At 39.7% G+C, this 14,997-nt stretch carries 12 protein-coding genes; all 12 read left to right on the top strand.

The annotated features are described in order from the left end of the window. Positions 1-11 precede the first annotated feature (11 nt). Positions 12-2,360, top strand: coding sequence for an endopeptidase La (gene lon, locus P9M13_05135; protein ID MDP8262669.1), 2,349 nt, complete (start codon positions 12-14; stop codon positions 2,358-2,360). A gap of 122 nt (positions 2,361-2,482) precedes the next feature. Further along, positions 2,483-3,769, top strand: a complete 1,287-nt coding sequence (locus P9M13_05130) for an adenylosuccinate synthase (protein ID MDP8262668.1) — start codon at positions 2,483-2,485, stop codon at positions 3,767-3,769. A gap of 80 nt (positions 3,770-3,849) precedes the next feature. After that, the gene (locus P9M13_05125) at positions 3,850-4,614 is read left to right on the top strand and encodes an isoprenyl transferase (GenBank protein MDP8262667.1); all 765 of its coding nucleotides are present in this window, start codon (positions 3,850-3,852) and stop codon (positions 4,612-4,614) included. Positions 4,615-4,698: 84 nt separating this feature from the next. Continuing rightward, entirely contained in the window at positions 4,699-5,523 is an 825-nt protein-coding gene (locus P9M13_05120; protein MDP8262666.1) for a phosphatidate cytidylyltransferase, read from the top strand. Between the two features lie 17 nt (positions 5,524-5,540). Continuing rightward, positions 5,541-6,743, top strand: coding sequence for a 1-deoxy-D-xylulose-5-phosphate reductoisomerase (locus P9M13_05115; GenBank protein ID MDP8262665.1), 1,203 nt, complete (start codon positions 5,541-5,543; stop codon positions 6,741-6,743). A gap of 52 nt (positions 6,744-6,795) precedes the next feature. Beyond that, entirely contained in the window at positions 6,796-7,857 is a 1,062-nt protein-coding gene (rseP, locus tag P9M13_05110; protein ID MDP8262664.1) for an RIP metalloprotease RseP, read from the top strand. Between the two features lie 106 nt (positions 7,858-7,963). Continuing rightward, positions 7,964-9,016, top strand: coding sequence for a flavodoxin-dependent (E)-4-hydroxy-3-methylbut-2-enyl-diphosphate synthase (gene ispG / locus P9M13_05105; GenBank protein ID MDP8262663.1), 1,053 nt, complete (start codon positions 7,964-7,966; stop codon positions 9,014-9,016). After that, positions 9,013-10,725: a proline--tRNA ligase gene (locus tag P9M13_05100; GenBank protein MDP8262662.1), complete on the top strand. Its 1,713-nt coding sequence runs from the start codon at positions 9,013-9,015 to the stop codon at positions 10,723-10,725. Before ispG ends, P9M13_05100 begins: the two co-directional genes overlap by 4 nt. A 217-nt stretch (positions 10,726-10,942) precedes the next feature. Then, the gene (gene pyrR, locus P9M13_05095) at positions 10,943-11,476 is read left to right on the top strand and encodes a bifunctional pyr operon transcriptional regulator/uracil phosphoribosyltransferase PyrR (GenBank protein MDP8262661.1); all 534 of its coding nucleotides are present in this window, start codon (positions 10,943-10,945) and stop codon (positions 11,474-11,476) included. 11 nt (positions 11,477-11,487) lie between these two features. Continuing rightward, entirely contained in the window at positions 11,488-12,441 is a 954-nt protein-coding gene (locus tag P9M13_05090) for an aspartate carbamoyltransferase catalytic subunit (protein ID MDP8262660.1), read from the top strand. A gap of 11 nt (positions 12,442-12,452) precedes the next feature. Further along, positions 12,453-13,739: a dihydroorotase gene (locus P9M13_05085; protein ID MDP8262659.1), complete on the top strand. Its 1,287-nt coding sequence runs from the start codon at positions 12,453-12,455 to the stop codon at positions 13,737-13,739. Between the two features lie 98 nt (positions 13,740-13,837). After that, positions 13,838-14,983 carry a glutamine-hydrolyzing carbamoyl-phosphate synthase small subunit gene (gene carA, locus P9M13_05080; GenBank protein ID MDP8262658.1) on the top strand — a complete coding sequence of 382 codons (1,146 nt, stop codon included), beginning with the start codon at positions 13,838-13,840 and terminating at the stop codon, positions 14,981-14,983. Positions 14,984-14,997 lie beyond the last annotated feature (14 nt).

The following is a 14,997-nucleotide window of genomic DNA, read 5'->3' as shown; positions in this document are numbered from 1 at the left end:
TTAACGTAGTAATGAGTATACATATAAATAATACTGATGTTAAAGAAGTAAAAGAAGCAATCATTCCTCTTGTACCGCTTAAGGATATCGTTGTTTTCCCCAATACCGTTATCCCTGTTCTTGTCGGAAGATTACGGTCAGTGAAAGCAGTTGAAGAGGCAATGCTTGATAACAAGCTTATTATATTTGCTACACAAAAAGTGTTTAACCAAGAAGATCCTACCCCGAAAGATATATACGAGATTGGGACCCTGTCACGCATACTGCAGACGATGAGACTGCCTGATGGGTCAATTAAGCTTTTGACTGAAGGACTGCGGCGCGTAAGGATACGGAAATACCACAATCTAAGAGAATATTTCTCGGTTAGAACATCAGATGTTGTCGTAACTGAAAAGAAGACTACAGAAAATGAGGCGCTTGTCCGGTCGGTCAAGAATCTCTTTGAACAGTATGTAACGCTTAATCAAAAAATCCCTCAAGATATCCTCGGTGTTATCCAGGAAACTGATACCCCTGATAAACTGAGTGATTTTGTTGCTGCGCACGCGATATTTAAGATACAGGATAAGCAGGACCTTCTTTCACTACTGTCATCTTCCGGACGATTAAGAAAATTAATGGAACTGTTAACGCTGGAACTTGAAATATTAGGAATAGAAAAAAAACTAAGTGATTCAGTTAAAAAACAGATTGAAGACAGCCAGAAGAATTTTTATCTCAATGAACAGTTAAAAGCGATTGAACGAGAACTTGGAAGAGAACCTGGTTTTGGGAGCGATGGCGCTGAGGTAAAGAACCGAATTGCTGAAGCCGGTATGCCGAAAGAAGTTGAAGAAAAAGCGTTAAAAGAACTCAACCGTTTGTCTCGTATGAATATGTTTACGCCGGAGTTTACGGTTGTGCGCAACTATATTGATGTATTACTTGATCTTCCCTGGGATAAACGAACAAAAGATAATCTTGATCTGCGGCATGCAAAGAAGATTTTAAATGAAGATCATTATGGGTTGGAAGATCCAAAGGAACGTATACTTGAATTTCTAGCGGTGAAAAAACTGACTAACAATGCAAAGGGAAGTATTATCTGTTTTGTTGGGCCCCCGGGAGTAGGAAAAACATCGCTTGCACGATCAGTTGCCCGCACATTGGGGCGTAAGTTTGTAAAAGTATCATTAGGGGGTGTGCGTGATGAAGCTGAGATCAGAGGACATAGAAGAACCTATGTCGGTGCTTTGCCCGGAAGGATTATTCAGTCTTTAAGAAAAGTAAAATACAAAAATCCTGTTTTTTTGCTTGATGAAATTGATAAGCTATCGAGAGATTTTCATGGTGATCCTTCAAGTGCGCTTCTAGAGGTGCTTGATCCTGAACAAAATAATATGTTCAATGATCATTTTCTTGAAGTCGATTTTGATTTATCTGAGGTGATGTTTATAACGACTGCGAACGTGATAGATAATATACATCCAACATTATGTGATCGTATGGAAATAATCGATATATCAAGCTATACCGAGTTCGATAAGCTGAATATCGCTAAACAGTATCTTGCCCCTAAACAGATAACGGAAAACGGCTTGAGTAAAACACGTCTCCGGTTTAATGATCAGGCGATCATGAATATTATTCGTGATTACACTTCCGAAGCTGGTGTGCGCGGGCTTGAACGTCAGATTGCAAAAGTTGCCCGTAAAGTAGCGAAAGAAATCGTTGAGTCAAAGAGCAAAAAATCAGTAGCACTATCAGGTGTGACACTGAAAAAATATTTGGGGAACCCGAAATATCAGCAAAACAAAGTAGACGAAAATCTGCCTTGTGGTGTTGCCGTAGGCTTAGCGTGGACACCAACCGGTGGTGATATTATATATGTAGAGTCAACGATCGTTGATGGGCGCGGTAAATTGATTCTTACCGGTAAATTAGGTGATGTCATGAAAGAGAGCGCACAGGCAGCGATGACCTATATACGGTCTATTGCCAAAAAGTTAGGTGTCGAAAAGGATTTTTACCGTAAAGTTGATGTGCACATACATATCCCGGAAGGTGCTATTTCAAAAGACGGTCCTTCAGCAGGTGCTGCTATTGCTGTTTCTATTGTGTCAGCATTGTTGAAAAAACCCATGAAAAAGAATGTCGCGATGACCGGAGAGCTTACTCTTATGGGAAAAATATTGCGTATCGGAGGAGTAAAGGAAAAGACCATAGCGGCACATAGGGTACATATTAAAAAAGTAGTCATGCCTCTGGCAAACAAAAATGATCTTGATATTGTGCCGAAGCAGGTAAAAAATGATATTGAGTATGTTTTTGTGAAGAGTGTAGACGAAGTGTTAAAAGAAGTATTTGATAAAAAATAGATTGTTTTTGTAGGCAAAAAACAGTAATCTCAACAGTTGTTTTGTTGGAATAGCACGAAAATGTAATTATCGTATAATAGAGATTAAAGATATTAATTAGCTGAACGTGAGTGAGGAAGAATATGCCAAATTTAGTGTTAGTGGGTGCGCAGTGGGGTGATGAAGGTAAGGGTAAGATCATAGATGTTTTAACTGAGAAAGCCGATGTTGTCATACGTTTTCAAGGCGGTAATAATGCCGGGCATACTGTTAAGATCGGTACGGAAGAATTTATCCTCCATCTTATTCCTTCAGGAATACTCCATAAAGGAAAAATATGCATGATCGGTAATGGCGTAGTGGTTGATCCGCTTGCGCTTTTACAGGAAATTGAAGAATTGGCAACAAAGGGCATCTCGATCGATAATAATCTTTTTGTGAGTGAAACATGCCATATTATTTTTCCGTATCATAGAAAGCTTGATCTTGTTAAAGAAGAGAAAATGGGCTCTCTGCGTATTGGCACAACTGGACGGGGGATCGGACCTGCCTATATGGATAAATTCTCTCGTGTAGGGATCAGGCTATGTGATCTACTCAATAAAGACGTATTTAAAAGAAAGCTTGAAGCTAATCTTGAGGAAAAAAATCTGGTTCTTCAAAAAGTATATGGTGAGGAGCCAATCTCCTTTGATGAGATATTTGAGACATATACAGATTATGCCCAGAAATTAAGAAAGTATAGCGCAAATACTTCTCTTTTACTTAATCGTGCAATTAAAGAAGGTAAAAATATCCTGTTTGAAGGCGCTCAGGGAACACTCTTAGATGTTGATTTTGGTACGTATCCTTTTGTAACCTCATCGAATCCTACTGCCGGCGGTGCTTGTACCGGTACCGGTGTCGGGCCAACAAGCATTGATAATGTTATTGGTATAGCAAAAGCGTATACAACACGTGTTGGTGAAGGACCGTTTCCGACTGAGTTTCCTGAAGATTTAGCAGCAAAAATCAGAAAAGAAGGTCTGGAATATGGTGCAACAACACAACGGCCGCGACGGTGCGGATGGTTTGACGCTGTTATTGTTCGCCATGCGGTTAGTGTCAACGGTTGTGATAGCCTTGCGGTAACAAAGATGGATGTTTTGGACAAGTTGCCGGTAATAAAAATATGTACCGGATATAAATATAAGGGTGAGATGATTTATGATTTCCCCCTTAATATAGATGTGTTACATGAGTCAGAGCCAGTGTATGAAGAGTGCGAAGGATGGCAAACATCCACAAACGAAGTTAAACGGTACGAAGATTTACCTGTTAATGCACAAAAATATTTGGCTCGAATAGAGAAATTGGCCGGTGTTAAAATTAAGATAATATCGGTTGGTGCTGAACGTGGAGAAACGCTGCTGCTCGATTCAGTCTTTTGATGAATAATTGAGGACATAAAGTAAAGAGAGTTGTGAGGCGATTCATTGAATCGCCTTGCGTTTTGTATAGGTAGAATATAATGAAAAAGAATACGCCCCTTGGCCTGCTCGAAAAAATTGACATTAAGAACCCTCCCCAACATATTGCTATTATTATGGACGGTAATGGTCGCTGGGCCGCATCGAAGGGTTTTTTGAGGGTTAGAGGGCATCGTGAAGGATCAGATTCGATTAGATCCGTTGTGCGAACATGTCGTGAGATTGGTGTCAAATACCTATCTCTTTATGCATTTTCTGTTGATAATTGGAAGCGCCCAAAGAGGGAGATCGCAGCGCTCATGCAGCTTTTGAAACAGTTTTTAAAACAGGAATTAAAGGAAATGCTTGATAATAATGTGCGGCTTGTAACAATCGGTAGGACGGAACAATTTCCAGAAGATGTGCAGCGTGAACTACATTATGTAGAACAAGCAACAAAGGACAATGATAAGTTAACGGTGGTGTTGTGCTTAAACTATGGGGGGCGGCCGGAAATCGTTGATGCGGTAAAAGACATTGCCGATCAATGCGTGCAAAAAAAGATAAAGACCACAGATATAGATGAAGCGATGATTTCACAGAGCTTATATACAGGAAAACAAAATATTCCTGATCCGGAACTGCTTATTCGTACAAGCGGTGAAATGAGGGTGAGTAACTTTTTATTGTGGCAAATATCGTATACTGAATTATATGTTACGAAAACATTATGGCCTGATTTTCGTGAAAATGATTTTCTTGAAGCGATACATGTCTATCAACAGCGAGATCGAAGATTTGGCGGGCTTAATAAAGATAAGAAATAAAAGTACAGTTTAAGTATTAGTATTTATTTTGTTTTTAAATTATAATTTTCAATATTTTTAACTTTTAACTTATGTAGGTTTTTTATGTTAGCAAAAAGATTGATAAGTTCAGCGTTTTTAGGGGTTCTTTTTGCCGTAACCTTGCTGACAAGCAATACACAGCCGTGGTTGCTTCTCACTGTGGCTAATCTTTTCGTTGGTTTTGGAATGTATGAAGTGTTGAGCATGGTTGAAAAGAAAGGTGTTTTTGTATTTAAGTTGTATGTTGTCTCATCCGGTATTGTATTTTCATCGTCTATTTTCTTTTCTATACATAACCTTATCCCTAATGACTATTCTGCATTAGTAATATTAGCGTTTTTTGTAGGGCTACTAATATTATACGGGATAAAAAACGGTATAGAGGGATCGATGTTTGGGATTTTTGCATCAATTGGTACCGTATTTTATGTGAGCTGGTTTTTCTCTTTTTTAATGCGAATAAATTATATGCAGCCTAATGGTGGCGGCTGGTTGATATTTTATATATTTGTTATGGTGTATCTCTCTGACATTTTTGCCTATGGTTTCGGCAATCTTTTTGGCAGGCATAAACTTGCACCCGTTATCAGTCCTAAGAAAACTGTTGAAGGTGCCATTGGCGGAATAGTTGGTGCGGTATGTGGTGCTGTTTTAGGAAAATTATTTTTTGTTCAGGGCCTTGCCTGGCATCATGTGTTATATCTTGGACTCATTATTGGTTTTGTTTCACAAATTGGTGATCTCTTTGAATCAATTTTAAAAAGAGATGCCGGAGTGAAAGATTCGGGTCATTTTATCCCCGGTATGGGCGGGGTGATGGATCTTATTGATGGTCTTCTTTTTTGCGCGCCTGTGATATATCTGTACTTAAAAATATTTGTTAATTGACACCTTTATGGTGAATTATGAAATACATATCAATACTCGGATCAACTGGCTCAATAGGTCAAAGTACCCTTGAGGTTATTCGCAAAACTCCTGGTTTTAAGGTTGTGGGTCTTGCCGCAAAAAGTGCAGTAGATGAATTGGCACGCCAAATAGATGAGTTTTCTCCTGAAATCGTTGCTGTGTGGGACGAGTCTTCTGCAGAACTTCTCAAAGAGAAGGTTGCGGGAAATGTACATGTGGTAAGCGGACTTAAAGGCCTTTGTGAAGTTGCCGCACACAAAAATAATACCATGGTCGTTTCAGCTGTCGTTGGTAGTGCCGGACTCGTGCCGACACTGAAAGCAGTCGAGCAAGGTATTGATATTGCACTTGCAAACAAAGAAGTGCTTGTCATAGCGGGTGAGCTTGTCATGAATGCTGCCAAATTGTCCGGGGCACGAATACTGCCTGTTGATAGTGAACACAGCGCAATATTTCAATGTCTTGATGGTGTTGATCCAAACACGATAAGGCGGATTATTATTACCGCTTCAGGGGGGCCTTTCCTGCATACGTCACGAGAAAAATTGCAAACGGTAACACTTGATGAAGTGCTTGATCATCCGAAATGGGCAATGGGAAAAAAGGTCACTATCGATTCGGCGGGCCTGATAAACAAAGGGCTTGAGGTTATTGAAGCACTATGGCTTTTTGGTATTGATATTGATAAAATAGAAGTAGTTATACATAAAGAGAGCATTATCCACTCGATGGTAGAATATATTGATGGGTCTGTTCTTGCCCAGCTCAGTGTGCCGGATATGAAAATACCTATACAATATGCACTGACTTATCCGGGTAGAGAAAATAATATTGCCCAGTACCTTGATTTTACGCAGTTAAAAACATTGTCATTTGACGAGCCTGATACCGAAAGATTTCCGGGTTTAAAACTTGCCTATAAGGCAGCTCGCGGAGGGGGGACATTACCCGCGGTATTTAATGCGGCAAATGAAGTAGCTGTAAGTAAATTTATTGATGGGCAAATCGGTTTTATGGATATACCTTATATCGTTGAGGGAGTGATGAACGCTCACGAAGTTATTCCTTGTACCTCGGTTGATGTTGTGTTAGAAGTTGATGCATGGGCGCGAAAACAAGCTCATGCGTATATAGAAAATAAAGAAATGAGCAAGACCACAGACCAGAGACTACAGATTCAAAACGAAAAACAGTTTTAAAAAGGGGGCTGTACCCATTTTTATAAAAGCAGATTATATTTAAAGGAGAGTTATGGTATACGTTATTTCACTAATATTTGTTTTAGGTGTTATTGTCTTTATTCATGAACTGGGACATTTTATTGTTGCTAAACTAAATGGGGTGCGTGTCGAAAAGTTTTCTTTAGGGTTTGGGCCTAAACTCGTGAGTATTAAACGGGGACATACAGAGTATTTAATATGCGCGTTACCATTAGGTGGGTATGTAAAAATGGCAGGTGATGAGCCGGGTAAAAAAGATACGTCTGAGCCATATGATTTTTTTGCAAAAAAACCATTTGCGAGAATAGCAATTGTTGCGGCTGGGCCGATTATGAACGTTGTTCTTGCATGTGTTATATTTTCCGGAATATTCTTTGTCGGCATGCCGGTTTTAACATCAAATGTTGGTAGCGTTAAGAAAGATTACCCCGCTCAAATTGCAGGTCTTCTACAAGATGACAATATTATTGCGGTTAATGGCACTCCGGTAAAAAAATGGGATGAGTTAGTAAAGTTAATTTATCCAAACGCGGGAAAAGAACTTGCATTTACTGTGACAAGAAAAGTGAATGATCGTGAAACTGAAGTGGTTATACCGATTATACCTCGTGCAGAAAATATAAAAGATATTTTTGGAAGAGAACATAATATTGGTGTTATTGGCATTACCCCTTCCATGGTTGTTGTAAAAGAACGGCGGGGATTTTTTGGGGCTATAAAAAACGGTGTTACTCATACCGTGCAGCTTACAGGGCTTACTTATAAGGGGATCTGGATGATTGCAACACGACAATTGCCTGCAAGCAGTATGGGGGGTCCGATATTCATTGCGCAATTAGCTGGTGAAACCGCGAAGAAGGGAATACTAAATCTCTTTAATTTTATGGCGGTATTAAGCGTGAGTCTTGCGGTTATTAATATGCTTCCTATACCGGTCCTTGACGGTGGACACATAATGTTTTACACGTTTGAGCTTGTTAAAGGTAAACCAATAAGTTTTAAGGCAATGGACATTGCTCAGCGTGTGGGCCTGACAGTATTAATTGCTCTTATGGTGTTTGTTACCTTTAACGATATAAAAAGATTCTTCTAGGTGCCTTCGGCACTTTTAATTTTGCGTCTTCGGCACTTTTTTTGTGTTTTTGGTGGTTTGCATTTTGTACCTTCGGTACTTTTAATTTTTTATTAGGGATTCCTTAATGAAGAGAAGAAAGACAAAAAAGATAATGGTTGGGAAGGTTCCTATTGGCGGGTCTGCGCCAATATCGATACAGTCTATGACAACGACTGATACAAAAGATGTCCGTAAAACAGTTGCTCAGATAAAGTTATTGGAACGTCAGGGCTGTGAGATCGTAAGAGTGACCGTAAAAGATAAGGAAAGTGCCCGCGCATTAGAAGCTATCCAAAAAGGTATTACGATACCTCTTGTTGCTGATATTCATTTTGATTGGCGTTTGGCAATAGAAGCCGCGAAATATGCGGATTGTGTACGTCTTAATCCGGGAAATATATATAAACGTGAGCAGGTTGTGAGCGTTATTAAAACATGTAAAGCCAGAGGTATTCCTATCCGTATCGGTGCAAACTCGGGATCAGTAAAAAAGAATTCAAAACGTATCGCAGGTTTGTCAAAAGGTGCTTCAGATTTAGTGAATAGTGTTTTGTCGTATTTAAAGATTTTCGAAAAAGAACGATTTAAGAATATAAAGATATCACTGAAGGCATCTAATGTACGTGATATTGTTATGGCATACAGGGTGCTTGCAAAAAAGTGTGATTATCCGTTTCATGTCGGTGTTACTGCCAGTGGACTTCCTTTTGCCGGAACAATAAAGTCCTCAATAGGTATCGGGGCGCTCCTCGTGGACGGTATAGGCGATACGGTGCGAGTGAGCCTTACGTCTGATCCGATAAACGAAGTGAAAGTAGCAAAAGAGATATTAAAATGTTTAAATTTACGTGAATTTGGTCCTACACTAATAGCATGTCCGACCTGTGGCAGGTCAGAAGTGAACCTGATCGAGCTTGCCAAAAAGATAGATAAAGTGATGGCTAGTTACACTCGTCCGATTGAAGTTGCTGTGATGGGATGCGTGGTAAATGGACCAGGGGAAGCGCGTGAGGCGGATATCGGTATTGCCGGCGGTAAAGGAGTAGGTGTTATTTTTCGTAAAGGTAAAGTGGTCAAGAAAGTTAAAGAAAAAGATTTGGTCCCAGAATTTATAAAAGAATTGGAGCGGCTTAAATGAAATATACAACCGGTTTCTTCCCGACAATTAAAGAAGACCCGCAAGATGCTGAAATAGCAAGTCATAAGCTGATGATTCGTGCAGGATGTATACAGAAACTTTCATCTGGTCTCTATACCTATTTACCTTTAGGACTGCGTGTTATTGAAAAGGTAAAACGCATTATTCGTGAAGAACTTAATCGTGCCGGCGCAATTGAGCTTATGATGCCTGTTTTACAGCCACGTGAAATATGGGATCGAAGCGGAAGGTATGATCTTATGGGTGACTTGATGATGAAGTGCAAAAATCGTGAAGGCAAAGAATTTATTCTCGGCCCGACACACGAAGAGATCATTACTGATATTGTGTCGAGGAGAGTGAACTCATACAAGCAGCTTCCGTTAAACTTTTATCAAATACAAACAAAGTTTCGTGATGAAATACGACCGCGTTTTGGTGTGATCCGCGCAAAAGAATTTATCATGAAAGACGGATACTCATTTGACGTTGATGATGAAAGTGCCGATAATACATATCATTATATGTTCAAATCATATGAAGCGATATTTAAACGCTGTGGACTGAAGGCTGTGCCTGTTAAGGCTGATACTGGTGTTATGGGCGGAAATATTTCTCATGAGTTTATGGTGCTTGCACCAAGCGGTGAAGATGGGATTGCACTCTGTGAGCAATGCGGATACGCGGCAAATGCGGAACTCGCAGAAAGGATTCCTTCTGTACGCATAGAAGATGAAAGTGTTCTTGATATGGAAGAGGTTGATACACCTAATCTCAGAACAGTTGAAGAATTAACGGTCTTTTTTAAGTCTGCTCCGGTGAAATTTATCAAAACACTGATTTATGTAGTCGGCGGTGAACCGATAGCGGTTATTATTCGTGGTGATGTTGATGTTAATGAGGTTAAACTAAAACAGATTTTACAGTCAGATGATGTTGTTCTGGCTGATCCGGAGACTATTGAGAAGGTAACCGGTGCGCCGCTTGGTTTTTCTGGACCAGTCGGATTGCAGATACGTATTATTGCTGACATGTCACTCAAAGGGATCACGAATGCTATAACCGGTGCAAATAAACGTGATAAACATTTTAAAAATGTTAATGACCCGCGTGATTTTGTCGTTGATGACTACTTTGATGTTGGTGTGGTAAAAACAGGTGATCAGTGTGTAAAATGTGCCGGTACGCTAGAGATTAAAAGAGGTATTGAAGTAGGGCAGGTCTTTAAGTTAGGCACAAAATACAGTCAATCGTTAGGTGCAATGTATTTAGATAAGGACGGGAGAAAAAAAGAAATCGTTATGGGGTGCTATGGGATAGGTGTTTCGCGTACGGTTGCAGCTATTATTGAGCAAAACCATGATGAAAATGGCATTATCTGGCCGACAACAATAGCTCCATATGAGGTTGTTGTTCTACCTATAGGTAAAGATGAGGAACTGTTTAAGGCAGCTGATGAGATTTATAAGTATCTATTGCAGGAGGGGGTAGAGGTAGTTATAGACGATAGACAGGTCTCGCCCGGTGTAAAGTTCAAAGATGCAGACTTAATTGGCTATCCGGTAAAGCTTATTTTGGGAAAAAATAGCTTTAAAGACGGTAAAGTGGAAATAAAAATGAGAAAAGATTCAAAATCAACACTCGTAGATATAAATGACGCTGTGCCAACTATTAAAGAGGTGTTGAGAGAGGAAAAGCTCTACGTTTAAAACAGTTTTTTCTTTGTAATATAAGAAAATATAAATTGCCCTTGACATTAGCTCAGTAGAGTGTATTATAGATACTGAACCTTTTAAGCTGGTCCTGAGAGACTGGCAAAGGATAAAAAATGAAAAAACGTATACAAAAGATCAATGAAGACTCTATCAATAACTGATAGCAGTCTTTTTTTTTGCATAAAATTAGAATATATGGAGTGGAGAAAAGATGAAAGATAAGCTGATAATGGATGATAAGGCGATTGAACGGGCAATAATCCGTATCAGTCATGAGATCCTTGAGAAGAATAAAGGCGCAAATGATATTATTATTGTGGGGATCAGGACACGCGGTGTGTATATTGCTGAACGTATTGTAAAATGCATCAATGATATTGAGAAGATCAAAGTGCCAATGGGTGCATTAGACATTACATTTTATCGTGATGATTTAGCTCTAAGACAAAAACAGCCTGAAGTGAAGAAAACGGAAATTAATTTTGATATTACCGACAAAATTATTATTCTTGTAGATGATGTGGTTTTTTCGGGCAGGACAATACGTGCTGCGCTTGATGCCTTGATTGATATTGGTCGGCCGGCAAAAATTCAGCTTGCGGTACTTATTGACCGGGGTCATAGGGAACTGCCGATTCGACCGGATTATGTAGGAAAAAATATTCCGACATCAAATGATGAAAGTGTAAAAGTAAAGTTGCAAGATACTGATAATGAAGAAGAAATCATTGTTGTTGATGAGTAGAGGGGAAAGCTATGGCTGTCTGGACAAAAAAAGATTTCTTAACGATACGGGATCTGTCGAAAGAAGAACTAGAGCTACTTTTAGAAACTGCCGATTCGTTTAAAGAGATATCTCTTCGGCCGATCAAAAAAGTGCCGGCCTTGCGTGGTAAGACTGTAGTAAACTTCTTTTTCGAACCAAGCACACGTACACGGGCATCATTTGAGCTTTCAGCAAAACGATTAAGCGCAGACATCTTAAATATTTCATCACCGACAAGTAGTGTTACAAAAGGTGAATCACTCAAAGATACGATACGTAACCTTCAAGCGCTCAAGGCAGACATTATTATTATACGCCACTCTGATTCTGGTGCGCCACAGCTTGTTGCCAATGCTTTCCCTGACGTATCTATTATTAATGCGGGAGATGGATCTCACGAACATCCGACGCAGGCCTTACTCGATTTATATACGTTGAAAGAGAAAAAGGGAAAAATTGAAGGCTTAAAAGTCGCCATTGTTGGCGATATTACCCACAGTAGGGTTGCCCGATCAAATATATGGGGGCTGACAAAACTGGGTGCAGAAGTTACTGTTGTTGGGCCGCGGACATTGATTCCAGCCGGTATAGAACAGATGGGGGTAACGGTACAGACAGATTTTATGAGTGCTTTGCGAGAGGTAGATGTGGTGTACATGTTGCGTGTACAGAATGAACGGCTTATGAGTAATGTGTTTCCTTCAATACGTGAATATGCGCGGTTATATGGCCTGACAAAAGAAAAACTCTCATGTGCAAAAGAAGATATTATTGTCATGCATCCAGGACCGATCAATCGAGGGGTTGAAATATCAAGTGAGGTTGCAGATGGTCCTCAGTCGGTGATTCTTGATCAGGTGACTAATGGTCTTGCAACTCGGATGGCAGTTTTGTTTTTAGTGTCGAGTATAAAAAAGAATAAGTTTGCAGATAATGATGAATAGGTAGGTGCTGTATGGAAAAACTATTAAAAAATGGGCATGTGATTGATCCCGCAAATAATATTAATGGTATTAGTGATATTCTTATTAAAGGAAATAATATTTGTGAGGTAGCAAAAGATATTACGGTAGGAGAAGGAGTGGAAACAATTGATCTGACAGGGAAGCACGTGTTTCCCGGTTTTATTGATGTCCATACCCATTTACGTGAACCAGGTAGGGAAGATAAAGAAACAATTGCAAGCGGTACTCGAGCCGCGGCAAAAGGTGGTTTTACCGCTGTCTTTTGTATGCCTAACACGTATCCGGTAATTGATAATTCTGAAACGGTAGAATTTATACATGCAAAAGCTAAAAGCGAAGGAGTAGTCAATGTTTTTCCTGTTGGAGCAATTACAAAGAAACAGGAGGGTAAAGAACTTTCTGAAATGGCAGAACTAAAAGATGCCGGTGTTGTAGCGGTATCAGATGACGGTTTTTCAGTCGATGATTCGGATTTAATGCGCAGCGCAATGGAATATGCGACGATGTTTGGGTTACCGCTCATTTTACACTGTGAAGATAAGAGTTTAGCGAAAAAAGGTGCCATGAATGAAGGGTATTGGTCTACTGTTCTTGGTCTTGCCGGTATTCCTAATGCTGCAGAAGACGTTATGGTTGCACGTGATTTAATATTGAGTAAGCATACCGGTGCACAAATTCATATCGCTCATACGAGTACTGCGGGTAGTGTTGCGCTGATACGTGATGCAATTAAAGCAGGCGTAAAGGTAACTGCTGAGACAGCGCCACATTACTTTTCTCTCACTGATGAGGTTTTAACTTCATATGACACCCACCTAAAAATGAATCCTCCGCTAAGAACCGCAAAAGATAGAGAAAGTATTATTGAAGGATTAAAAGATGGGACGCTTGGTGTTATAGCAACGGATCACGCGCCGCACACCGATTATGAAAAAGATCTTGAGTTTAGTTACGCACCATTTGGTATTATTGGTCTTGAAACAGCAGTTGGCCTTGCGATAACTGAGCTTGTTGAAAAGAAGGTATTAAGTTTAACTGATCTTGTAAAAAAGTTTTCTACTGACCCGGCAAGAATATTCAAGCTCGATAAAAGAGGATCTTTAGGGAAGGGATGTTTTGCCGATATCACTGTTGTTGATACGAAAAAAGAGTATGTTGTGGATAAAAATACATTTGCATCAAAAAGTAGGAACACCCCGTTTCATGGATGGAAACTTAAGGGTGAAGTGTATATGACAATCGTAAACGGTAAAACCGTTTATGATATTAATAAGTAAAACGGCAAAAGGAAAAAGTTTTTGCGATGAACGATCCCCTACGGGGACAATACCCAGAAAAATTTATTTATAAATTTTATGGGTGTGAACGAAAGGCGATGAACGAATTCATGAAAGCATTTTTAGCGTTAGAAGATGGATCAGTTTTTGTGGGGCGTGCGTTTGGTGCGACAGGAGAGAAAGACGGAGAAGTTGTTTTTAATACCAGTATGATGGGGTACCAGGAAATTCTTACCGATCCTTCCTACAAGGGGCAAATCGTTACCATGACCTATCCTTTGATAGGTAACTATGGTATCAACGATATTGATGTTGAGTCATGCCGTCCATGGGTTGAAGGCTTTGTTGTTCATGAGAAGAGCACTATATTTAGTAATTATCGTTCGAACATGTCTCTAGATGACTACTTAAAGAAAAATAATATTATCGGTATTGAAGGAGTAGACACCCGTGCAATAACGAGGCGGACACGCATCAATGGCGCGTTAAAAGGTATTATCACAACGGTCGAAGCTGACTTAAAGACACTTGTTGAAAAAGCGCGAAAATCGCCCGGTCTTGTTGGACGTGATCTTGTGCAGGAAGTAACCTCAAAAGAAACATACCATTGGGACCCAGATAATGTATTAAGCCCTCAGTGGTTGCCGGGAGATAAAACTGTTCCCTTGCCAAAGAAAAAATACAAGGTTGCAGTAATGGATTTTGGAATAAAGTTGAATATTCTTCGCATGTTACGTCAACGTGGATGCGATTGTCATGTATTTCCGGCATCAACAAAATATGACCAGATCATGAAGATACAACCTGACGGCTTATTTTTGTCAAACGGTCCCGGAGACCCTGAAGGCTTACCGTATGCAGTAGAAACAATCAGTCAGTGTATTGGTAAGGTTCCAATATTTGGGATTTGCCTTGGGCATCAGCTCCTTGGTTTAGCGTTAGGCGGCAAAACATATAAGTTGAAATTCGGTAACCGTGGAGGAAACCAACCGGTTATGCATATCCCCACAAAAAGAGTTGAAATCACTTCTCAAAATCATGGGTTTGCAATAGATATGAAGACATTACCAAAAGAGATTGACCAGACACATATCAATTTAAATGATAAAACCTGTGAAGGATTACGGCATACACAAAAACCGCTTTTCAGTGTGCAGTATCATCCGGAATCTTCACCGGGACCGCATGATTCAGAATATTTATTTGAAATGTTTACAGAACTAATGGAAAAACACAAAAATTAGACATGAGAAATTAG

It is taken from the genome of Candidatus Ancaeobacter aquaticus (genome assembly GCA_030765405.1).
Classification (GTDB): domain Bacteria; phylum Auribacterota; class Ancaeobacteria; order Ancaeobacterales; family Ancaeobacteraceae; genus Ancaeobacter; species Ancaeobacter aquaticus.
This window is presented reverse-complemented; position numbering and strand designations above follow the sequence as displayed.